Below are 22,740 nucleotides of genomic sequence, written 5' to 3'. Positions count from 1 at the left end.
CAGCGCAGCCTCCGGGCTGCGCTTTTCTGTACCGCCCCATATCAGCCGGCCATCTCTATGAGAAACCAACAACCGGCGCCCCGGATCAAGAAACCCGAAACGCCGAACCGGTCAGTCGGCCAATGGGTCGCCCGGATGCATCGAGAAGACCTGCGCCCAATTCACCGCAAAACGGCGATTCCCATGCTTCAACTCATAACGCATGAAACGCCACGGCCGCTCGCTGTATTTGCTGGCCTTGTCAGCCGCCTTGGCCAACTCAGCCGGTGTCACGTTGGCCGGTACCAAGGCTGCTTGGTCGAGGGCGGTCCGGAAATCAGCTTGGCTGATGGTGAATTCCCCCAGCACGACGCGTTGCCCGGATACCAAGACAATCGGCATCAACAGACGCCCCAGGAAGACCAAATTCTCCTCGAGGTCATTTGCCAGCTTTGGCAAATCGACCCACAGCGTCACCGGTAACTTTCCGGGGGCGGCCGGCAAGGACCAGCTCAAGTATGCTTCCTGTGCCGTCATCCCGATATCGGGATGAATCATGATGGTCGGCGACTGCCGAGCCAAGGTATCCAGATGTTCCGCGTAATCCACCGGCAGAAACACCACCAGCGCCTTGCTCGAGGGATGGTCCTTGAGCAGGGGAATATCCAGGTCACAGGGAAAGACCAGGCCGGCACTGGCCGGAGGACAGATGGGGACATGCCGGGTCGGCCAGATGCGGGTGAGATGCTTGGTCAGTGCCCGTCGCATGCGTTGCAGCATCGCGCTGTCCGAGAGCCGCATCTCGTGTTCACAGGGGATGGCAGCAGGGGCGGCAGACACATGATTGTCTGCGGGAAGAACCGTATTCATAAATGACTCCAGAGAGAAAAATGACGCGGAACATCCGCGCTTTCTTCTCTAGCCAGTCGTTTTATTTCCTCGGTCGCCTTCCGCGAATGAGTTGATCGCTCATGAATACCCGGTGAAGTGGGTACCGGTCATTTATTCCCGCACGCCAGTCCCGGGAATAAAACAGCTTGGATATCACCAGCGTCGCCTGATCCGAACAATCCACGGTACTCAGGCCTCTATCTCAGCCTCTCTCCGGAGAGGTTTTTTCCATTCAGGAGGCTTGATCCCTCATTTTTTTCTGAAGGCTAAAACCACTGCCTAGACCACTCAGCCCGGCCAATGTCGCCGCTGAGTTTTCAAGGTTGTACGTGGTGTGCAGCGCTCATCGCCGTCATCGCCGGGCTTTTCCGGAGATGACGAGTGGAAGATAAAAAAAATGCAGCGCAACCGTTGCGCGTATTGGAATTGTTTGCCGGTGTCGGTGGTTTCCGGTTGGGACTGAATGCTGTCAGTGAAGAGCAAGGGCAATCGGCCTTCGAGGTTGTCTGGAGTAACCAGTGGGAACCTGCGACCAGGACACAATGGGCAGCTCAGGTTTATCAGGCCCGCTGGGGCAGCAACGACCTGGTCAATCGAGATATTTTCGAGGTCCTGGCCGACCCGGATGCCATGGCGCGCATCGATAGCGCGAATCCGGATATGTTGGTTGGCGGCTTTCCCTGTCAGGACTATTCGGTCGCGCAACCGGCCAACCGAGCCCAGGGGCTGGTCGGCAAGAAGGGCGTATTGTGGTGGGCGATCCACGCCCTGCTGGAGCACCGTCGGGATGTCGGTCAGCCCATCAAATACCTGATGCTGGAGAATGTAGACCGGCTGCTGGCCAGTCCATCCATCTGCAGGGGGCGGGACTTCGCCGTCATCCTGGCCTCGCTGCAAGCCCTGGGCTATGCCGTCGAGTGGCGCATTATCAATGCAGCCGACTACGGTTATCCGCAAAAGCGTCGGCGAGCCTTCATCTTGGCCTACCACCAGAGCACACCGGCCTATGCGGCGATTCACGCTGCGCTCGCCTGCCATCAGCCGCTAGACTGGCTGACCATGACTGGGGTCATGACCTCGGCTCTGCCTTGCCAGTTGAAGTCGGGTGCCACCTTGCGTCAATTCACGCTCGCAGGCGATGTATGGACGACCCAGAATAACTACACCCCGCTGAACGGCAAAAGCCAGTTCCAGTCGGGGGGGCTGATGCTGGCGGGTAACGTGTGGACCGGCGACCTGGCCGCCCCGGTCATCGAGGATTTCACCTCCTTCGTAGGGATGCCGACCCCGAGGACCCTCTGGGATGTGGTGGCCGGGACTAAGGTGGTGCCGGAGGACTTCTTTCTCCCGGAGTTCAGTCTCGAGCGCTGGTCCTATCTCAAAGGTGCGAAATCCATTCCGCGCAACCGCAATGGCCATGCCTATTGCTACACCGAGGGTGCCATGGCCTTCCCCGACACCCTGGATGCGCCGGCGCGGACCATCATCACCAGCGAAGGCGGCAGTTCCCCCTCCCGAACGACCCATGTCGTGCGCCATGAGGATGAACGCCTGCGCCGTCTGCTGCCCGAAGAACTGGAAGCCTTGAATGGCTTCCCGCGCGGTTTCACCGACATTTCGGGGATTTCCGCTCGTCAGCGCGCCTTCCTGATGGGCAATGCCCTAGTCACCGGCCTAGTGACGCGCCTGGGTAAGGCACTCCAATACTTCACCAATGACCCGTCATTCAAAATGAGCACGCCAGGCGCGGAGTGCGATCTCGCCGGCAGCGGGGTAACGCCACAAGATTCGCAGACCGATACGGCAACCGCTGACGTATCCATGAACATCGCCGAATTTGTCGCGCGCTGTCCAAGCCTTGCCTGGCTTCTGGGTGAAACGGCTGCTTCGGACAGACAACGTACGGGATATTGCTGCCCAGCGTATGTCATAGACTCCGGACATTTGACGGAAATGGGATTTGGCCCTATCTCTCGGTACTCGCTGATAGTCTGTCCACCGCCGGAATTGACACCTGGTCCAATTCACCTCGAAAGAACGATACAAATCGAGTTGGTTCCTCAACTGGATGAGTCACAAGCCGACACAGTTGCTTTCTACGAAGCGGCGACACCAGAAAATGGGCAGGTTCGCATTGGAATTCCCATCTACATCGTGGAGGCCTTGGTCCGTTCGGGGCGCGAGGCGGGAGTGGCTGACGGCGATATCCGAATACCGGTGGTCTTCGTCTGCGGTGAGAAGACCCACTGCGTCACGACCAACATTCCTGACGATTGGGATTGTTCGATGGAGCGTTTCGAGAAATGGCGGCATGAATATTCTTGGGGACAGTACTGCATGTCCGACGATGAGCTGCAATTGCTGGATGCGTCGTTGGTCGGTGTGAGCGACTTCACCCCCTGGGAACATGAGGTATACGAGACCGCCAATGCACGCGAGGTTGTGGCAGTCGTCATGTCCGGTTGCGACCTGGGCGCGAATCCATTCAGCCCCGGAGAGGATGTCGCTATACACGATGACACTCGTGTACTGCCAACATGAGGGGAAACAACCTGCCACTGGACCGTGTGAGGTTGCCAACCTCACACCACACGATAGCGCCGAGAGGGATCTCTCGATACATCTAGCCCCGCTAGGCTAGATCAGACTGCGGCAGCCGCGTGCGCGTAATTGCGCTGGCGCGGCAATAGGGTCATCAATTCCTCCAACGGAGTTTGGCTCTCGCAACGGAGCGCTGCCGGGGTTCAACTCCCCGGCTTCGACTCCACTCGATTAGGGCAAGGTCGGGCGACAAGGGCACGGGCCAACCGGGGAAGCCGCAAGGCGGAAACGGGCAACCCTGCCGATGGGAATGTAGGTCGAATCCTACCCGGGGGCTGCGAGCGATCGTAGAACCTGTGACCACACGCGGGCCTGCTGAGGCGTTCCGAAAGGGCGCAGGGCGTGGAGGGAGAACTGGAAACGCTGGCACCATTCCGGGCAACCGGAATGGGTCGCTGGACAGCTCAAGCGTGTAACGGCCACTCTCGAAGTGGCTGTGGGGATGTGACGGATGTGGTACCGGGAACCGGTGTCAGGCTAGCTGTGATGAAGGCACAACGGAGTAGGTGAGGGGTTTTGGAATCTTGCCCCACCGAAAGCCTGACGGCGTTGAACGCGTCGTGGGTGAGCGAGATGATCTCGCAGAAAATCGTTGTTGCCCGAGCAGGCATCCTAAGCATCAAAATCCTGTCGGAGAACTTGGGAACCGCTAAGGCCGTTGAAACGGGTGGCACCGTCGAGGCTACGCGGGGGAGACTTGGTGAGTAGCGATAGCTCGATAAATCGAGTGCGTCGGAGCACATGGGCAGACTAGCCGGATGTTCATGTTGTCGAAAGCCGGGAGCAGTTGAAATGGCTGTCTAATCGCCGTGGCAGGCGATGGGGTGTATTCAAAATCCGGGAATGGCTTGAACCCCATTCCCGACCGGGTGGCACCGGTATTCGATACGGCAGTAGAGCAGTGTCAGCAGGACATGCTGAGCCACTGTTCAGGTACCCCCGCTGGAAACGGCGGGGGTTCTTGATTGATTCCGCACCGACTAATTATCGTTGCTCACTCTTGTCTAAATCAACAATAACATCCGCGAACGCCTGTACTGAAACAGGCTTGATCAGAATCCTGTCAAAGCCTTCAGCGAGTAAACGAGGGTGATCGTCAGCATAGGCATGCGCTGTATAAGCAATGATTTTGCTTGCCCTTCCATGGGGGAGGGCACGTATTTTTTTGCAGGTCTCTTCTCCTGAGATACCTGGCATGCTCAAATCGAGAAAAATGATGTCGTAATTCCGGCTTTGGAGCAGGATCAGTGCCTGATAGCCATCTTCAACTAGGGACACCGTCCAGCCCAGTTTCTCCAAGACGCGGCCAACCAGTTCGCGGCTAACGAGGCTGTCATCGACAACCAATGCAAATTTTGCTTTTCTCATGGGATGAGTCAGTCTTTCAAGATGCTCATGCTCCAACCGAGGGAATCGACCATCTTGCCAAGCATCGTGTCATGGTCGATGCTCAAGCGCTCCATGAGCGATTGGGCTGTGGCAAAGTCCTCTTCGTCGAGCGCAATTGACAAAGACAGCAACTCTCCTAGCGACCCGCTACGGGTCAGGAGGGCCGCCTCGATTTCATCGGACAAACCGAGCTTGCTGATGACTTGTTCCAGAGGGGCGCTTAGCAAGGTATCAACATAGGACAGGATACCAACCAGAAATGCGCTTTCTTGCAGATGAGCCTGACTCCCTAATTGAGCGACGAGGCTTTCAAGAAAACGACCCCGATATGCAGCGGCCAGCAATAGCGGATTGGTAGCCCCGGGAAGTTGCTCGTTGCCGGTGAAAAGCAGCAATTGGACCCAGCGCGTGAGGTTCTTGCGCCCAAGCACCAACAGAACTTCCCGAATGTTATTGACCCGTCGTGACAAGCCGCCGGCGACCGAGTTGGCCAGTCGGAGCAGGCTGAAGCAAAGTCCGGGATTCTGTTTCAGCCGACCTTCAATTTCCTCATTCTCGGCACTGCCAGACAGAAGCAGGCGCAATAAATCCAACAGCGCTGCCTTCTCTGGCGAAATCTCACGCCCCCGAACAATGACCGGCCGGGAGAAATAAAAACCCTGAAAGTAGTCGCAACCGATGCGTTTGGCTAGGTCATACGCCTGCAGTGTCTCCAGGCGGCCCCCGATGAGCTTGACCCGGCCGGACATGGACTCCATAGCACCGCTGATCAAGAGCGAATCCAAATTCGAGCGAAAGTCGATCTTGATGAAATCAGCCAACGGAAGGAGAGCCTCCGCGCTTCTTCCCGGAACGAAATTTTCCAGCAACAACCTGAATCCCGCCCGTTTCAAAGCAACACAGCGCTCCGACAAGCTCTCGGTAACCACGCTATCCCCGGGCAATTCCAGAACGATCTTCGTGGGGTCTAGGAGTTCAATCAGGTTCTCGTCCAACATGGTCGCCTCTACATTGATAAAGCAGAGGCCGTCGCCAATCGCGCCAAGGAAACCTAGTTCGCCAAAAGCGGTGCGAATGACATGAGAGGTGGCCTGAACGGGGTCGGTAATGGGGGAGGACGCAGGGTCAGGACCGCATCGATACAACAATTCATGGCCGATAGGGTGTCCGTGCCGATCGAGTATCGGGTGATGGGCCAAATAAAGGAGGTTGTCACTGACGGGCGTCCTCTGCACGTCAGGGGCTGACTCCCTGGCGTGAAGCTGGCCGATTAGGTGCACAACCGAATCCTTGGGTATCCGGCGGTGGCCACCTGTCGTTTTCCAGGCATCCAGAAGGCCGCCGTCAACCCATAGTTGCACGGTCCGTAGTGACACCCCTAGCGAACGAGCCACCTCCTGAGTGGAACAGGTCTCAGGAAGCGCCAGGAGCCGCGCGTGATCGACGCTGGAAGTGGAAATTCGCGGATTCATGTTTTCATTTTATCAGAAATCTTATCGAATACCCCTCTTCCACCCTCCCTTTCTTCATGCTGCGCCCTTGGCGCAAAGGTACGTACTGCGGGTGCAGGCGGAGTTGCTCAACGCTAAATTTGATAACAACATTGCAGATTCCAGTTGACTTTTCATTTTTGCCTGTCACAATCTGAAACCCGGGGCGAATGATGAAAAGGCAATCTATCGGACCGGTCGAGCGATTGCAGAGGTTCGCAATGGATGCAACGGATATTTAGCAGGCTGCAGGCATGGGGTTCAGATCTCTGGGCGGACGCTTTTTGTTTCATTGTTTGCCTAAAATTTGATAACTCACCCGCCAACCGTATCTTGGAGATAGAAAAACGATGGCTACGATACTTCTGGTGGATGACTCCGCCACGGTTCTGATGTCGATTTCGGGCATTCTGGCCAAGGCCGGCTACTCGGTCGAAACAGCAGCAAGTGCAGCGGAGGGGTTGGCAAAGTTCAATTCGGGTATGAAGCCCAACCTGCTGATTACGGACCTCAACATGCCCGGCATGAACGGCATCGAATTCATTCGTGAGGTACGAAAACTGCCAGCTTGCAAGTTTATGCCGATCCTGTTCCTGACTACCGAGTCCCAGCAAGAACGCCGCACCGAGGCCAAGGCGGCAGGGGCCTCGGGTTGGCTGGTCAAGCCGGCCACCTCCGATTCGCTGCTCAATACCATCAAAGCGGTTATCCGTTGAACCGCCAAGGGTGGTCATTGCTCAGGCAGGGCTGATATATGGAATTTCTGGATTACCTGCGTCGAGAGCGAGTGGTCTTCGCTCTCATTGCTCTCGTGGCTGGGGCCGGGGTGTACATCGGTGGTGCCGAGTTCGTCCATTGGATGGAGAAAGTCGGCCTCTCGGAGTTGCTTGCATCTTCCCTTGGGGTCGTTCTGGTCGTACTGGTGAGCTATGCGGCGTCGCGACGCATCTCCTTGCTGGTTTTTCGTGATCTGGTGGTGCTTGCACAGAAAAATGCAGTGGTCAGCGATGCCCGTGCCGATGCATTGCGCAATGCGCTACGGCACGTCATTGCCGAACTGCGTTCGGTACATGCCGTGGGTAAACTGAAGAATGGTTTGCTGGAGCGGGTAGCGGTCGAAACCAACGACGCCGCCCTCAGTATTACGGCAAAGCTGCAGCAGATTGATGACACCTTGAGTGCGCTCAAGGGGCTGGTGGTGGATGTCTCGAAAAGCAGCGAAGCATTGACACTCGATACAGTTCAGCGTGGCGAACGTAATCGTACAGTTCTGGCAACGCTGGATCAGTACATCCGCGACCGCATCGACTCTGCCGAGGAGGATCGTCGGCGAGCCAGCGATATCGTAGAGGAAACAAATTCCCTGGCGGGGCTGACAGATGTCATCAAGGGGATTGCCACGCAAACCAACCTCCTAGCCCTCAACGCCGCCATTGAGGCTGCTCGTGCTGGCGAAAGCGGGCGGGGTTTCGCAGTGGTGGCAGACGAGGTGCGCAAGTTGTCGGGGGAGGTGGCTTCGGCAGCTTCCCGGATACAGGTCGGTATCAGTGGTGTGGCTGCCTCTGTCGGCGAAGAGTTTAAGAACAAGCTATCCGAAGAGCGCCTTCGGGAAGAGGGGGATGCCCTGCGGGGAATCAGCGCGCAACTCGAAACACTGGGACTGGAATTCCAGATGGCGATCGATCGGGAAGCGGATGCAGTCAGGGCTGTGCGCGATGCAACCGAGAGGCTCGACGCCATGTTCTATGAAGTCCTCTCGGCGATGCAATTCCAGGATATCGCCAGCCAGCAGATTCGGCAGGTGCAGTCCGGACTGGGCATTCTTGAAACTCATGCGGAAGCACTGGCACGGCATCTTGAGAATCCGGATGTCGGCCCCTTGGAACTGGTCCCGCTTGAAGAACAACTGAAAGCGTTCTACGACGCTTACGTCATGGCCTCTCAGCGCAAGACACACCAGGATGTCCTTGGCGGCACACATTCGTCGGAGTCAGGCGGCGGCGCCGCCGCCCCGGCGGTTGAGCTTTTCTGACTTAACGCGGAGTCACCATGATGCAAACAGACAGTCTCGCCGAGGTTGCCAACGATCTGCAGGGCGATGCGCTGCGCATCGAAACCGAAATGTCGATTTATCAAGCCGAGGCATTGAAAGCGCTGCTGCTCGCCGCCATCCGCCGGAACGGCACGCTGGCACTCGACCTTGGTGCCGTGACGGAGATCGACAGCAGCGGTATTCAACTGCTGATGCTGGCATGGCGCGAGGCTGGGCGGTTGGGGGCAAGGATCGGAATCATCGCCTGCAGCGACGCGGTGCGGCGTCTGCTCGAAGCGTTCGGTCTGCACGAAATGCTCAGGCAATGCGTAGAAACTGGGGAAAGCAGCGCCGCCCTGGCACTGCAAACGGAGGAGACAAGCCGTGGATGAAATCCTGGGCGTATTTTTTCACGAAGCCAGCGAAAAGCTGGACGAAATGGAAGCCGGCCTGATGACCCTGGAACAGGGAGGCGATGATCAGGAAACCCTGAATGCAATATTCCGGGCGGCGCACACTATCAAGGGCAGTGCCGGCGTGGTCGAAATGACGGCCATCGAAGAATTCACACATGTGCTGGAAAACCTTCTCGACCGCCTGCGCGAAGGAAAGCTCCAAGCCAACGGCGACATGATCAGCGTCATTCTGTCTGCCTGCGACCATATCCGCGCGCTACTAGCCTGCATTGCCTCACCGCAGAGCGATCTCGAAGCGGCCCTTGCGCACGAGGGCGCCCAGTTGGTCGACAGCATGCGGGCCTGGATCGACCAGGAAGGAGGGCAAAATACGGCGCAGGACGGTGAGGCGCAGGCAAGTGTCGATGCCCGACCCTTCGGTAACACTGGGACGGTAGAGGGGGTATCGAGCAATCCCTGCTGGCATATCTCGGTTCGTTTCGGCCGCGACACTTTCCGCCACGGGATGGACCCGGCAGCCTTCCTGCAGCGCCTTAGCGAATGTGGGAGGCTTCGGAACGTCGCCACCCTCGCCGATACCATGCCGCTCGCCGAGGAAATGGACCCCGAATCCTGTTACCTAGGCTATGAAATCGATCTGGAGGCGGATGTAGAACCGGTGACTCAGGCTAACCTCGAGCAGGTTTTTCAGTTCGTGCAGGATGAGTGCGCATTGTGCATCCTGCCGCCGCACAGCCCGCTAAGCGAATATGCGGCACTGATGGCGTCCCTGCCGGAATCCCTTGCGCGACTGACTGAAATTTTCGGCCAATCAGGCGCCCTGACTCCATGCGCATCGGCTGCTTCACTGCTGGATAACATACTCCTTGAAACGGCTGCCGGTACCCTGACCAAAACGGTAGAAAATGGGCCATCCTCGTCGGGAGGTGCTACGGTACCGGGTAGCCGCATTGTCGCTGCCAAGGAACGGACAGGCCAGGACACGCGACTCGTGCGCGTGCCAGCTGAGAAGCTCGACAGTCTGATCGATCTGGTCGGAGAACTGGTCATCGCCGGATCGTCGGCGCAACTGCTGGCCCGGCAGTCCGGCGATGGACTGCTCACCGAAGCTATGGCCCTCCTCAGCCGCCTACTGGAGGAAGTGCGCGATGCCTCGTTGCAGCTACGCATGGTGACCGTCGGCGAAACCTTCAAGCGCTTTCAGCGCGTGGTACGGGACACCGCCCGGGAAACCGGCAAGCAGATCGATCTCGAACTGCGCGGAGGGGAGACCGAACTGGATAAGTCGGTCGTTGAAAAACTGGCCGATCCCCTGCTACATCTGGTGCGCAACGCTATCGACCATGGCATTGAAACGGCCGAGACCCGCTTGGCCCGCGGCAAGCCCGTGACCGGGCGGGTCACCTTGAATGCCTATCATGATACCGGCTGCGTGGTCATTGAGGTGGCCGACGATGGCGGTGGCCTGAATGTCGAGCGCATCCGGGCGAAAGCCGTCGAACGCGGCCTGATCGACACCAATGCCACGCTGGGCGAAAACGACATCTACAACCTAATTTTCGAGCCGGGCTTTTCGACGGCAGAGCAGGTCAGCAATCTGTCGGGGCGGGGCGTCGGCATGGATGTGGTAAAGAAGAGCATCCTCGCACTGCGTGGCACCATTGATGTGCACTCCTCTCCTGGCCAGGGAACGCGTTTTGTGCTGCGCCTCCCGCTCACCCTGGCGATGATCGACGGCTTCCTGGTCAGCGTGGGCGGTGGCGCCTATGTCATTCCTCTGGATAGCGTCGTCGAATGCCTGGAACTCAAGGAAGGCGAAGCTCTGGGCAATGTGCTGAATCTACGGGGCCAGCCCCTGCCATTCCTGGCATTACGCGACCTGTTCGAAATCGGGGGAGCGGCGCCGCTCCGCCAGAACGTGGTGGTGGTGCAGGCGGGTGGCCAGCGTGCTGGCATTGTCGTCGATCAACTACAGGGCGAATACCACACAGTCATCAAGCCGCTGGGCAACCTGTTCCGCCATCTGCGCGGCCTGGCCGGCTCCAGCATCATGGGCTCTGGGGATGTTGCCCTAATCATCGATGTGCCGAGCCTGATCCAGCTGGCCACTCTTGCTGAGCATGACCAGAACGCTGGTTCAACGCGCCACCGACTGGAAAACGAACGGTTGGCCGCTACCTCCAATCCCTAATTCAACTGTCGAGACGAGAATCCTTATGTTTAATCACCTAACAATTCGTGCCCGCCTGCTTGGTAGTACCGTGGCCATGATCTGCGTTCTTGCCACGGTCGCAGCCTTCGCCATCCATGCGCTGTCGCGTATGAGCGATGAACTGGGTCACATGTACCGCGATGGCCTACAACAAAGCTATCGTCTAGCGCAAATCAACGAGTTGATGGCAGCCAATATATTGAATGTCGCGCTGCTCGGCAGTCACCATCCGCAATCGCCGGAAGCCAAGATGCATGACCACGGCATCGCAAAGCATGTGGACATCATCAAGGCCAATATAACCCGCATTGGCGAAATTTGGCAGGAGTACACGGCCGCGCAGGGCGACGATGCTGAGTTAAAGGAGTTGGCCCAAGAATATGTCGAAAAACGGAAGGCCTTCGTTCAGCAGGGCCTGTTGGGGGCCATCGCCCTGGCGGAAAAAGGCGACTTTGCCTCCTACCCGCAACATCGTATACAGGTTACTCAGCCGCTTTACCAGCAGGCCAAGCCGGCGGCCGAGCGCCTGTCCGAATTGAATGATCGTCGCAGTCAGCAGGCGTATGCTGATGCTAAGGCCCACTTCGAAACCATCCGCACCCTCATGGTTGCCGGCGTGGCAGTGATTGCCATACTGGCGCTGGTCGTTGGCTGGGTCATCGTGCGCGGCATCCGCGGCAGCCTACAGCAGGCGATGGCAGTAGCCGACGCCATGGCCAATGGCGACCTAACGGTGCGCATCGAATATCGCGGCAACGACGAAGTCGGGCAGTTGCTGCAATCGCAACAAAAGATGATCGGCAAGCTATCCCAGGTAATCGGCCAGGTGCGCATTTCCGCCGACACACTGGCGTCTGCTTCGCAGCAGGTGGCGTCTACTGCGCAGACCCTGTCGCAATCCTCGTCGGAGCAGGCAGCCAGCGTCGAGGAGTCGACAGCCAGCATCGAACAGATGAGCGCCTCGATCAACCAAAATACGGAAAATGCTCGCGTCACCGATGGCATGGCTTCTTCCGCGGCCAAGGAAGCGGCCGAGGGGGGCTCTGCTGTGCGAGAAACGGTCGAGGCGATGAAGGACATTGCCGGCCGGATCGGCATCATCGACGACATTGCCTATCAGACCAACCTGCTGGCGCTGAACGCTGCCATCGAGGCGGCCAGGGCCGGCGAGCACGGCAAGGGATTCGCCGTGGTCGCCGCCGAAGTGCGCAAATTGGCGGAGCGTAGCCAGGTCGCCGCGCAGGAAATCGGCGAGCGCGCCACTTCCAGCGTCCGCGTGGCCGAACTGGCCGGCCAGGTACTCGACGAGATGGTGCCGACGATCAGCAAGACCTCCGACCTAGTGCAGGAAATCGCCGCTGCCTCCGGCGAGCAGGCAACCGGCGTCAACCAGATCAACGCGGCGATGATGCAACTGAACCAGGCAACCCAGGAGAATGCCTCGGCTTCCGAAGAACTGGCGGCCACCGCCGAGGAAATGAATGCGCAGTCGCAGCAGCTTCAGGAAATTATGACGTTCTTCCGTATCCAAGGCGGCGCAGCAGTCGCACCGAGTCAGACGACGGCATTGGCCACCCGTCGCGCCCCGGCTGCGCCTAGCAGGTCTTCACGGCCGCTGACGCAATTGCGCCATGCGCCGGCTGGCGATGGCGATTTCGAACGTTTCTGACAGGAGTCGCCATGTCGACCACAGCCCTTGCCCAGCGCTATGCGGACCTTGCCGCTGGAGATGCCAATCAGTACCTGACCTTCACTTCGCGCGGAGAGATGTTTGCCATCGGCATTCTCAACGTCAAAGAAATCATCGAATTCGGCAGTGTCACCGAAATCCCAATGACGCCGCCGTTCATTCGCGGGGTCATTAATCTGCGTGGCACGGTTGTCCCGGTGATAGATTTGTCGGTGCGTTTCGGCAGCGATCACACGGAAACCCAGCGGCGCACCTGTATCGTCATCCTGGAGGTGCGCGAAGGCGACGAGATCCAGGACTTGGGCATCATCGTCGATTCGGTCAGCGAGGTCCTCGATATCCCCCCGGGAGAGATCGAGCCACCACCTTCGTTCGGCGCCAGGATTCGAACCGATTTCATTGCCGGCATGGGAAAGGTCGGCGGACGTTTTGTCGTCATCCTGGATATCCGCCATGTCCTGTCGGTCGAGGAAATGGCTGCCTTGGCCGGCATTGCACAGGGATCCTCGTCAGAGATCATCGAAGCGGACGCTACCTGAGCAAACCGCCATGCATATCAGCTCCGTCGGCATCAGCGACCAGGAATTTGCCCGCTTTCGCCAACTAATCTACCAGCTAGCCGGCATCAGCCTGTCCGACGCCAAACGCACGCTGGTCTGCGGACGCTTAGCCAAACGTTTACGGCATTACGGGATGTCCGGGTTCGGTGAATACCTGGACCTGCTCTCTGCCGATCGGCACGGTGACGAGACGCAGACCATGGTGGATTTGCTGACAACCAATGAAACCTACTTCTTTCGCGAAGAGGCGCATTTCGATTTTCTCAAGCGCCAGATTCTGCCTAGGCATTCGGGTTCTTCATCGCTGGAAATCTGGAGCGCCGCCTGTTCGACTGGCGAGGAGGTCTATTCTCTGTGCATGTTGCTTGCTGAGCATCGTGGCCTGACCAGTCCTTGGCGGGTGACCGGCTCGGACATCAGTACCCAGGTGTTGGCAACCGCGAGCAGCGGCCAATACCCGATGAGCAAAACACGCGGCTTGCCGGAGCAGCATTTGAAGAACTGGTGCCTGAAAGGTGTCCGTGCCGCTGCGGGCTCCTTCAGGATCGCCCCTGCCTTGCGCGAGCGGACGCGTTTCATGCAGGTCAACCTCAATGCGGCGTTGCCCGAGGTGGGCACCTTCGATGTGATCTTCCTGCGCAACGTCATGATTTATTTCGATGTCGATACCAAACGCAAGGTGGTGCAACGCCTCTTGGGCAAGCTTCGGCCAGGCGGCTACCTGATCATCGGACATTCGGAGTCGCTGCATGGCCTAGTGGAAGACCTGCGCTTGGTGCAACCAACGATTTACCAGCGGCCTGAAAGGTGAGTCCAATGACCAAGATCAGGGTATTTGTCGTCGATGATTCCGCCGTGGTCCGCCAAGTCACCAGCGAGGCCTTGAGCAAGGCGCCGGATATCGAGGTAATCGGCACGGCGAGCGATCCGCTGTTCGCGCTCGAAAAGATGACGAAAGCCTGGCCGGATGTCATCGTGCTGGATGTGGAAATGCCCAGGATGGATGGCATCTCCTTCCTAAAACGCATCATGAAGGAACATCCAACGCCGACTGTCATTTGCTCTTCCCTGACCGAGCAGGGGGCGCAAACCACCCTGGATGCCTTGAGCGCTGGGGCTGTCGAAATCATTACCAAACCCAAGAGCGGGGTTGGGGATTTTCTGCGCGACGCTTCCAGCGATCTGGTGCGCGCGGTGCGTGCGGCCGCGCGTGCCAATCTGCACCGCCTGGCCCGAGCAAATGCCGTCCCGCTGCCGCCCTCACCCAAGCTGACGGCCGATGCTGTGCTGGCAGCCCGACAGGCGGGGAGAGTTGCCATGCCCAAGACTACGGACCGGGTAGTGGCCATCGGCACCTCGACCGGCGGCACGCAGGCCCTGCAGGCGATTCTCACAGCGCTGCCGGCAGTCTGCCCCGGTATGGTGGTGGTCCAGCACATGCCGGAAAAATTCACTGCGCAGTTTGCACAGCGTCTCAACCAGATTTGCGCCGTCGAAGTTCGGGAGGCCAAGGCAGGAGACCGTGTCATCCATGGCCTAGTGCTTATCGCCCCCGGTGGGCGCCACATGATGCTCAAGCGCAACGGCGCCCAATATGTGGTCGATGTGATTGATGGGCCACTGGTCAATCGCCACCGGCCTTCGGTTGATGTCCTATTCCGCTCTGTGGCCCAGGCCGCTGGGCAGAATGCGCTTGGCATCATCATGACCGGCATGGGTGATGATGGCGCGCGCGGGTTGAAGGAGATGCGGGATGCCGGTGCCGAAACGGTGGCTGAGGACGAATCGACCTGCGTGGTGTTTGGTATGCCGATGGAAGCCATCCGCCTGGGCGCGGCTAAAAAAATCCTGCCGCTGGGGGCGATGGCCAGCGAAATCGAACATTTTCTGTAACAACCAAAAAGCCGACTCCTGCGAGAGCGGTAAAGGAGACAATCATGAGCAAATGGAAATTAATTTGCGCCACTCGCATCAGCCTGGCTGCGGCTGCCGCTAGTCTGCCGCTATTCGCTGGGGCCGGGTGGACAATCCTGCAGGGTAATGCCCCTGTCCTTCTAAATTACGCCGCGTCTGCCTCATTCATGATGTTCATGGCATTGCCCATCTATGCCATACGTGCGATCGAAGGAGAACTCGGTGGTCCGGGTCCGGTGATTTATCAATACCTGCGTGACCTGTCGCGTGGCGAATTCGGGACGACGTTCCCTCTCAGGAAGGGAGATCGCCGCAGTTTCATGTTCCATGTCGATTTGGTGGTTTCCCAACTGCGCCAGACGATTTTCGAAGTTCAGAGGGTCGCTGGCGAGATCGGTGACATCAGCGGCAAACTCAAGGAAGCTTCCATTGAAAGCGGGAAGAGCGTCGATGGTCAGGCAACTGTGATTACCGAAACGACGGCCCAGTTGTCCGACCTGCAGAGTTCGGCCGAAAACAACGCCCAAGGCGCTGCCGAGGCCAACCGCCTATCTGCCAGCGCGGCCGAAAAAGGCCAGGCCGGCGCCAGCGCCGTCAATGTGGCGGTCGAGGCCATGCGCGGTATCGCCGAGAAGGTCCGCGTCGTCGACGAACTGGCCTACCGGACGAATCTACTGGCCTTAAATGCCGCCATCGAAGCGGCGCGTGCCGGTGCCCATGGCAGGGGCTTTGCCGTGGTGGCTGCCGAGGTGCGCAAGCTCGCCGAACGCGCCCAAGAGGCTTCCGCCGACATCGGCCGGATTGCTACCGACGGGGTTCGCATGGCCGAGCAGGCCGGGACCGAGATCAATATGACTATGCCGGTCATTCAGCAGACCTCGACCTTGGTCGACGAGATCACCCAGGCATCAGCTGGCCAGTTGCAGGGCCTCGAACAGATTGCCTCCGCCATGCGGACCTTGAACGATGTTGCCAGCCAGTCGTCGCTGCTCGGCGAAACGTTGGGCGATGAGGCCCGGTTCATGGATGTTGCGGCGCGCCAATTACAGCAGACGGCCGTATATTTCCGGGTCCGTCAGGGAGCGGCTCTTCCGACAGATGTACGCTATATCGATATCGTTCGAGATAACGCCCGGCGCGTCTCGGAAGTCTTCGAGGAGGCAGTCAAGCGCGGCGAGATTACGCTGGCTGCCCTGTTCGACACACAATACCAGCCCATCCCAGGAACCAATCCGCAGCAGTTCATAGCGCCGTTTACTGAACTGACGGACAGAGTGCTGCCTGCCATTCAGGAAGCCGTGATTGCTGCCGACAGCAACATCGTATTCTGCGCGGCGGTGGACAGAACTGGTTATCTGCCGACCCACAATACCATTTTTTCCCGGCCACAGGGTTCCGATCCGGTTTGGAATACCGCCAACTGCCGCAATCGACGTATTTTCGACGACGAAACCGGTATCACCTCGGCCCAGAATACGCGCGCTTTCCTGCTGCAATCCTATCGTCGCGACATGGGCAATGGAAACATTGTGCTGCTGAAGGAGGTTTGCGCACCAATTGTCGTCTGCGGGCAACACTGGGGAGGCTTGCGCTTGGCCTTCCACTCTCGCCTGGATGAGGCCGTATGGAGTGAACGGGGCTAATAATGCTAATTGGAGCAAGGGAGCACAGCCTGCCGCCGCGTAACCTCAATCCAGGGGCCTGGAGCGTCGAGAAGCAGCGGCCATTGACGACGGTGCTCGGCTCCTGCGTGGCCGTCTGCCTGTATGACGGACAATTGCGCCTAGGGGGCATGAATCACTTCTTGCTACCGACCCGCCTGAATACCAGCCACGAATCGGCAGATATCGTCTTGGCCGGCGATGCAGCCATGGCCACCCTCTTCAACGCCATGCTGGCCAAGGGGGCGCGCAAGGAAAAACTGGTCGCCAAGGTATTCGGTGGCGGCACCATTGTCAGCAGCATTCGCATGGCTATCGGAGAGCGCAATGTCGCTTTCGCGACCGAATGGCTGGAGCGAGAGAGAATCCCCATCATCGCCTCGAACACGCTAGGGCATTTCTCGCGAAAGGTGTACTTCGATCCCCATACGGGCGACGCCTGGTGCCGCCGCTCCCCAGTCAACCAAGCCGGCACGCAGGAACTGGTGCATGCCGAAGCGATGTACGAACGGCGCTTACAGGCGCGCCGGCCCGCCTTTCATGTCGAGTTGTTCTGATCCCTGTTTTTAGAATTTCCTATAACGCTTCTAATCCCCATGAGAAAAAACCTTCCCGTCACCGGCCGCGAAATTCGTCTTCCCCCCGGCCAGTCCATCATTTCCACGACCGATGCGAAAGGTCGCATCGCCTACATCAACAAGACTTTCTCGGACGTCTCGAATTTTTCCTATGAGGAAATGATCGGGGAGCCGCATAACGTCGTGCGCCATCCTGACATGCCGCCGGCGGCATTCAAGGATTTGTGGGAGTGTCTGCGGAAAGGCCTGCCGTGGAACGGCATAGTGAAGAATCGCTGCAAGAACGGCGATCATTACTGGGTCGACGCTTTTGCGCTGCCGCACATGGAAGGAGGCAAGCTGGCAGGCGCGATCTCGGTGCGCCACCAAGCGACCCCCGAGCAGATTGCCGCCGCCGAATCGTTTTATGCCTTGTTGAATCAGGGCAAAGCTAGGCTGAGGTTCTCGCTCCGGCAGCGCTGGGCGAATCTGCCCGTGGCTCGGCGATTCCTTGCCGCAGCGGCCGTCGGCGTCCTGCCCGTCTTCGGCATGGCGCTGGGGAGCTTGGCCGGTGTCGTGCCGCCCCAATCTTTTGCTGCGGGTAGCGTGCTGGCAGCCATGGTGTCGGCCGCCCTAGTCACGACGATGTCCTGGCGGCTCGCAGCCGAGATCGATGGCGTTTCGGCACGCTTGGTCCAAGGCTGCTTGGGCGATTTGCGGGGGGGGGGCAAAAATCGTGCCACAAGGGATGAAATCGGCCGACTGGCCACTGCTGCGACCAATTTTACAGTCATGGTGCAAGACCTGATGACTACAGCGAACAACGCATCAGAGGTTTCATCCAGTACCGCCAGGAACCTTGCCGCCGCAACAGCGGCTTTGTCGCAAGCGACCGCCGAGCAAGCGGCAGGCAGCGAGGAAATGACGGCGGCGGTGGCCGAGGTGGCCGAAAAAGTCAAACGCAATGCCGACAATGCAGCGCAGACAGAGCAGATGGCCACGTCTTCGCTGAAGGCCGCCGAAGATGGGGTGGCGGCCATGCATCAGGCGCAGGAATCCATGCGCATCATCGCGGAAAAAGTGCAGATGGTGTCGGATATCGCCCGCCAGACCAATCTGCTGGCGTTGAATGCTGCCATCGAGGCTTCGCGGGCGGGTGAAGCCGGGCGCGGCTTCGCCGTCGTGGCGGCCGAGGTGCGCACCTTGGCCGAGCGCAGCCAGAGCGTCGCCACCGAAATCGAGGAATTTTCCGGTCGCGGACTCGCGGTGGCTGATACGGCGGCATCCCTGCTCTCCGCCATGCTGCCAGAGGTACTGCGTACTACTGAACTGGTCCAGGAAATTGCGCTCGCCTCCCAAGAGCAGGATGCCGCCATTTCCCAGGTACGCAGCGGCTTACAGCAACAGGACGGCGCAACGCAGCAGAACGCCGCCACCGCCGAGGAAATATCCGGCATGGTAGAGCAACTGGACGGACAAGCTAGCGAGCAACTCAAGGTTGTTCGCTATTTTCAGAATGGATAAGACTGTTGCTAGGAGATAGTCATGCTCGGACAAGACGGTGTCAATACCGATAACATCATTTGTCCCTTCTGCGACCATCGGGAAGGACTGCTGTTCGAAATCGATTGCGGCGATTGGGTGGCCCAATGCGCCGCTTGCGGCGCTATCGGTCCTGGCCAGGCCTCCTCACCGCAACAGGCGCTGCAGTGGTTCAAGCCTGATTGGTCGGCGGAACACAAGTCGACATCCAATCTCTGCGTCATGCCTGATGTGGTCTTGAATGGCGAGTTGCAGCGTCTCGAAGACGAGATGGCCCGGTTGCGGATGCTGGTAGCACGCATGCTCGATTATCTGCCCAGGGGCGGTGACCTCTACCATGATGCATTGCGTGTGTTGAGTTAACAGGAAATGGCCATGTCGGATTTCTTGAGTCATATCGATGCACGCACCCGGCTGGCGGGGGCCAACAAGTTGGAAATGCTGCTTTTCGGATTGGGCTTCGATCAGGCAAGGCAGCGGCGCGAGACGTACGGAATCAACGTTTTCAAGGTACGCGAAGTTATGCTGACCCCGGAGATTACAGTCGCCCCCGACATGCCATCAACCGTAGCCGGCATGGTTAGCCTGCGTGGCGCTCTGCTGCCGGTAGTCGATCTCGCCAAGTATGCCGGTGTGCAAAGCGATGCCCGGCGGGAAATCTTGATCGTCACCGAGTACAACGGGCAGATGCAAGGGTTTCTGGTCGAATCTGTGGACCACATCCTAAGGCTGGACTGGGGACAGATGCGAATTCCACCGCAAATGCTGCTCAACAATACCGGGGGGCTGGTAACGGCAGTCACTGAGCTGGAAGATGGCCGCCTCGTCATGATGTTGGATGTCGAAAAGGTGTTGTCCGATACCGCGAAGCCTGCTGATGATCGCCAATATCTTGATATCCAGCCCGTTGGCCACCAGGGAATGGCTGTGTTCTTTTGCGATGATTCCCTGGTAGCCCGAGCCCAGATCAGGCGGACGCTGGATGCACTGCAGGTCAGTTATGTCGAGACGCACAACGGGTACCAAGCTTGGGAAGCCCTTGATCTTGCCGCACGTCAGGCCGAAGCGCGAGGAATCGCCCCCCACGATGCCATCAGCCTGGTGCTTACCGATATCGAGATGCCGGAAATGGACGGCTATCTGCTGACTAGGAAGATTAAGTCCGACCCCCGTTTTGAGCGAGTGCCGGTGATCATGCACTCCTCTCTATGCGGGAACCAGAACCAGAAACTCGGTCTGTCGGTGGGTGCAGATGAATACATATCCAAGTTCGATCCGCAGCGTCTGGCTGTAGTACTGCGACGATGGCTGACGGTCGACGGCGAAGCGAAAACGGACCTAAGTCCGGATCGATAGCTGGTGTGTCGATGCAGGATGTGAGAACGGAGTAAAGCATGACTGATTCGAATATGCATTTTCTGGTGGTGGACGATTTCTCCACGATGCGGCGCATCCTGCGAAATCTCTTGAAGGAAGAGGGATTCGCCAATGTCAGCGAGGCCGAGGACGGGCGACTAGCCCTCAACCGCTTGCAGGCCGGCGATATCCAGTTTGTCGTCACCGATTGGAACATGCCGAACATGGATGGCCTAGAGCTTCTTCAGCAGATACGCGCAACACCGAAATTACGGAACTTGCCGGTTCTGATCGTCACCGCCGAGGCAAGGAAGGAAAACATCATCGCCGCCGCCCAAGCCGGTGCCGATGGTTATATCGTCAAGCCGTTCACCGGGGCTACCTTGCATGAAAAACTGAGCAAGATATTTAGCAAACGCGAACAAAGGGGGGATGTCTGATGAGTACCAATACCGATACTGCAGAACTCGAAGCCCTATTCGACAGCATCGCAACCGGTGTTGCCCGACAGGAACCGCCATCGCCATCTGGCAGACAGGCGCCATGCCAGGAAGGGCAAGTCGCATCGATCGACGGAGCTGACCCGGGAAACCACCGAGTTTTCGACCGGGTGGGCAGACTTGTCCGCCAACTGCACGATGCCCTCAAAGAACTGGGCTATGACAAGTTGCTGGAAGGTACCTTGCAGTCGATCCCCGACGCCACGGATCGCTTGGCCTACATTTCTAAGTTGACCGAACAGGCCGCCTGTCGGGTTCTGAACGCCACCGACATCGCCGTGCCGCTGCAGGCCGCCCTGGATGCCGATGTGGTCGCCTTGGGCAAGGATTGGGAAAGGCTGATGTCTGGCCAGATGGATGTCGAGGAATTCAAGCGCCTGGCGCACCGGACGCAGGGATTTTTCACAGGAAGCGCACCGGAGCGCATCGGCCAGACCCGTGCACAGCTGATGGAGATCATGATGGCACAGGATTTCCAGGATCTCACCGGACAAGTCATTCGCAAGTTGGTGATGATGGCACAGGATCTGGAGAAGGGGCTACTGCAGGTGTTGTTGGAAATCATCCCTGAGTCGGTCAGAAATGAAGAGGTCAACGGCTTGCTGAATGGTCCTGTCATTCAAACAAAGGATTGTGTCGACGTTGTCGTCAGCCAGATGCAAGTCGATGATCTGCTCGATAGCCTTGGGTTCTAAGGGAAGATTCATGGCGCTCAAAAAAATCAGGGTCGAACATTTGCGTGAGGGAATGCATATCCATGAATTCTGTGGTTCCTGGATGGAACATCCCTTCTGGCGTTCTAACTTTCTGCTGAAAGACCCGGAGGATCTCCGTCGTATTCGCCAAAGCGGTATTACCGAGATTTGGATCGACACCGGCAAAGGTTGCGACCTCGAGGTCGGCGAAAGCCCGGCGGCTATCAATGCCGCCGTCGACCAACTTCTGGGGCAGGCCATTATTTTCAGCGATATGCCGGCACCAGTAGATCTGGCCGACGAGGTGCAACGGGCGGCCAAGTTGTGCGAAAAATCCCGTCGAGCCGTCATTGCAATGTTTCATCACGTCCGCATGGGCAGGGCGGTTGACGCTAAAGCAGCAGGCGAACTGGTGGACGAGATTTCCGCCTCGGTGCACCGCAACCCGGACGCATTGGTCAGCCTCGCCCGTCTCAAATCGGCCGATGACTACACCTACATGCACTCGGTGGCCGTATGTGCCCTGATGGTGGCGCTTTCCCGACAGCTAGGCCTTGACGAGGCAGACACCCGCGAGGCAGGCCTGGCCGGACTGCTGCACGACATTGGCAAGGCACTTACCCCCAGCCATATCCTCAACAAGCCAGGGAAGCTTACCGACGAAGAATTCGAGATCATGCGCCGCCACCCACTCGACGGGCACAAACTGCTCGAAGAAGGACGAGCGGTTGGCGATGTCGTGCTTGATGTCTGTCTGCACCATCACGAGAAGGTGGACGGGAGCGGCTATCCGCACCGGATGAAGTCTGAGGAAATCAGCCTGTTTGCCCGGATGGGGGCCGTTTGCGACGTATATGATGCCATTACCTCTGACCGCCCCTACAAGGCGGGCTGGAATCCCGGGGAAGCGCTCCGAAAAATGGCTGAATGGAGTAAAGGGCACTTCGATGAAAGCATCTTCCGGGCATTTGTCAAAACTATTGGCATCTACCCTGTCGGGTCGCTAGTGCGGCTGTCTTCCGGCCGCTTGGGCGTGGTGACCGAGCAGATCTCGGATTCGCTGACCAAGCCAAAAGTCAGGGTGTTTTTCTCAACCCGATCCAAGGCTTACATTAAGCCAGAACTACTGGACCTCTCTCGCCCTCGCTGCCTGGAAAGCATCGTCGGCTGTGAGTCGGCCAACCGTTGGGGGATCGGGAATCTGGAACAGTTCTGGAGAATCGCCTGAGCAAGGCGAAGGACTCACTTCCGGCAC

20 protein-coding genes are annotated in these 22,740 nt (G+C 58.4%); 17 read left to right on the top strand and 3 right to left on the bottom strand.

Annotated features, from left to right (window positions below):
- Positions 1–111 precede the first annotated feature (111 nt).
- Positions 112–849 (bottom strand): hypothetical protein, encoded by a 738-nt coding sequence (locus tag K420_RS0103745; protein ID WP_157274987.1) that lies wholly within the window; start codon positions 847–849, stop codon positions 112–114.
- 402 nt (positions 850–1,251) lie between these two features.
- Here K420_RS0103745 and dcm point away from each other — a divergent pair, with 402 nt between their 5' ends.
- Positions 1,252–3,411, top strand: a complete 2,160-nt coding sequence (dcm, locus tag K420_RS20000; RefSeq protein WP_198293788.1) for a DNA (cytosine-5-)-methyltransferase — start codon at positions 1,252–1,254, stop codon at positions 3,409–3,411.
- A 1,044-nt stretch (positions 3,412–4,455) separates the two neighbouring features.
- Here dcm and K420_RS18035 read toward each other — a convergent pair.
- Positions 4,456–4,839: a response regulator gene (locus K420_RS18035; RefSeq protein WP_035854476.1), complete on the bottom strand. Its 384-nt coding sequence runs from the start codon at positions 4,837–4,839 to the stop codon at positions 4,456–4,458.
- Positions 4,840–4,847: 8 nt separating this feature from the next.
- On the bottom strand, positions 4,848–6,332 hold the full coding sequence (locus tag K420_RS0103725) for an excisionase family DNA-binding protein (RefSeq protein ID WP_027456868.1): 1,485 nt from the start codon (positions 6,330–6,332) through the stop codon (positions 4,848–4,850).
- Between the two features lie 368 nt (positions 6,333–6,700).
- On the opposite strand from K420_RS0103725, the gene K420_RS0103720 reads away from it, so the two are divergent.
- The 16 genes from K420_RS0103720 to K420_RS0103645 are packed head-to-tail and all read left to right on the top strand — an operon-like array spanning position 6,701 to position 22,713.
- Positions 6,701–7,066: a response regulator gene (locus K420_RS0103720; protein WP_027456867.1), complete on the top strand. Its 366-nt coding sequence runs from the start codon at positions 6,701–6,703 to the stop codon at positions 7,064–7,066.
- 38 nt (positions 7,067–7,104) lie between these two features.
- Positions 7,105–8,382: a methyl-accepting chemotaxis protein gene (locus tag K420_RS0103715; RefSeq protein ID WP_027456866.1), complete on the top strand. Its 1,278-nt coding sequence runs from the start codon at positions 7,105–7,107 to the stop codon at positions 8,380–8,382.
- Between the two features lie 17 nt (positions 8,383–8,399).
- Positions 8,400–8,774 (top strand): STAS domain-containing protein, encoded by a 375-nt coding sequence (locus K420_RS18030; protein ID WP_051452941.1) that lies wholly within the window; start codon positions 8,400–8,402, stop codon positions 8,772–8,774.
- A complete protein-coding gene (locus tag K420_RS18025; RefSeq protein ID WP_051452940.1) occupies positions 8,767–10,989 on the top strand; it encodes a chemotaxis protein CheA in 2,223 nt (740 codons plus the stop codon). Before K420_RS18030 ends, K420_RS18025 begins: the two co-directional genes overlap by 8 nt.
- Positions 10,919–12,679, top strand: a complete 1,761-nt coding sequence (locus K420_RS0103700) for a methyl-accepting chemotaxis protein (protein ID WP_232422816.1) — start codon at positions 10,919–10,921, stop codon at positions 12,677–12,679. Before K420_RS18025 ends, K420_RS0103700 begins: the two co-directional genes overlap by 71 nt.
- Positions 12,680–12,690: 11 nt before the next feature.
- Entirely contained in the window at positions 12,691–13,239 is a 549-nt protein-coding gene (locus tag K420_RS18020; RefSeq protein WP_035854473.1) for a chemotaxis protein CheW, read from the top strand.
- Positions 13,240–13,249: 10 nt separating this feature from the next.
- Positions 13,250–14,071 carry a CheR family methyltransferase gene (locus K420_RS0103690; protein WP_027456864.1) on the top strand — a complete coding sequence of 274 codons (822 nt, stop codon included), beginning with the start codon at positions 13,250–13,252 and terminating at the stop codon, positions 14,069–14,071.
- 5 nt (positions 14,072–14,076) lie between these two features.
- Entirely contained in the window at positions 14,077–15,153 is a 1,077-nt protein-coding gene (locus tag K420_RS18015; RefSeq protein WP_035854472.1) for a protein-glutamate methylesterase/protein-glutamine glutaminase, read from the top strand.
- A gap of 44 nt (positions 15,154–15,197) precedes the next feature.
- The gene (locus K420_RS18010) at positions 15,198–16,817 is read left to right on the top strand and encodes a methyl-accepting chemotaxis protein (protein ID WP_084019546.1); all 1,620 of its coding nucleotides are present in this window, start codon (positions 15,198–15,200) and stop codon (positions 16,815–16,817) included.
- 2 nt (positions 16,818–16,819) lie between these two features.
- Positions 16,820–17,392 (top strand): chemotaxis protein CheD, encoded by a 573-nt coding sequence (locus K420_RS0103675; RefSeq protein ID WP_035854471.1) that lies wholly within the window; start codon positions 16,820–16,822, stop codon positions 17,390–17,392.
- Between the two features lie 39 nt (positions 17,393–17,431).
- A complete protein-coding gene (locus K420_RS0103670; RefSeq protein WP_027456862.1) occupies positions 17,432–18,916 on the top strand; it encodes a methyl-accepting chemotaxis protein in 1,485 nt (494 codons plus the stop codon).
- A 21-nt stretch (positions 18,917–18,937) separates the two neighbouring features.
- Complete coding sequence (locus K420_RS0103665; protein ID WP_027456861.1) at positions 18,938–19,297, top strand: hypothetical protein; 360 nt, start codon at positions 18,938–18,940, stop codon at positions 19,295–19,297.
- Positions 19,298–19,309: 12 nt separating this feature from the next.
- A complete protein-coding gene (locus K420_RS0103660) occupies positions 19,310–20,290 on the top strand; it encodes a chemotaxis protein (RefSeq protein WP_027456860.1) in 981 nt (326 codons plus the stop codon).
- Positions 20,291–20,328: 38 nt separating this feature from the next.
- Positions 20,329–20,730, top strand: a complete 402-nt coding sequence (gene cheY / locus K420_RS0103655; RefSeq protein ID WP_027456859.1) for a chemotaxis response regulator CheY — start codon at positions 20,329–20,331, stop codon at positions 20,728–20,730.
- The gene (gene cheZ, locus K420_RS0103650; protein WP_027456858.1) at positions 20,730–21,485 is read left to right on the top strand and encodes a protein phosphatase CheZ; all 756 of its coding nucleotides are present in this window, start codon (positions 20,730–20,732) and stop codon (positions 21,483–21,485) included. The genes cheY and cheZ overlap by 1 nt, the downstream gene beginning before the upstream one ends.
- Before the next feature lie 10 nt (positions 21,486–21,495).
- Entirely contained in the window at positions 21,496–22,713 is a 1,218-nt protein-coding gene (locus tag K420_RS0103645) for an HD-GYP domain-containing protein (protein WP_035854470.1), read from the top strand.
- Positions 22,714–22,740: the final 27 nt, after the last annotated feature.

The organism is Dechloromonas agitata is5 (assembly GCF_000519045.1).
GTDB lineage: Bacteria > Pseudomonadota > Gammaproteobacteria > Burkholderiales > Rhodocyclaceae > Azonexus > Azonexus agitatus.
The sequence above is the reverse complement of the archived record's forward strand: the minus strand, read 5'-3'. Positions and strand labels throughout refer to the sequence as shown.